The organism is Bradyrhizobium sp. Arg816 (assembly GCF_029989365.1).
Lineage (GTDB): Bacteria > Pseudomonadota > Alphaproteobacteria > Rhizobiales > Xanthobacteraceae > Bradyrhizobium.
Genome location: NZ_JAPRAQ010000196.1, coordinates 1 through 459, shown reverse-complemented (window position 1 = coordinate 459; position 459 = coordinate 1). Strand labels below are relative to the sequence as shown.

1 protein-coding gene is annotated in these 459 nt (G+C 56.6%); it reads left to right on the top strand.

Annotated elements, in window-relative coordinates; genetic code table 11:
- On the top strand, positions 1–344 hold a 344-nt coding region (locus OWC48_RS46485), incomplete at its 5' end, for a peptide chain release factor-like protein (protein ID WP_282525990.1).
- Positions 345–459: the final 115 nt, after the last annotated feature.

Genomic DNA, 459 nt, shown 5'->3' with positions numbered 1-459 from the left:
TGTCTACCGGCATCGTCGTCAGCTGCCAAAATGAGCGCAGCCAGTTGCAGAACAAAGCGGAAGCGATGCGGATGTTGCGGGCAAAAGTCGCGGCCTTAGCGGCGCAACAGGCTGCTGATGAAAATGATCGAATGCGTCGAGACCAGGTGCGTACTGTCGATAGATCGGCTCGAGTGCGTACCTATAACTTTCCCGAGAATCGCCTGACAGATCATCGCATTGGGTACAAGTCCAGGAAACTTGACCAGATTTTGGCTGGCGACCTAGGTGATGTTCTAGACGCGCTCCATGCCGATGAGGTGAGGCGTCGGATGGCACAACGGCCCGAAGGTCAAGAATCCTAATGGCAGATCCCAGCCCGTCTCTTCTCCTGGCACGAGCCACTCGACAACTGACCACCGCGGGGATGGAGACCCCGGCAGCAGATGCACGCATGTTGCTATGTGGAGCACTGAGGAT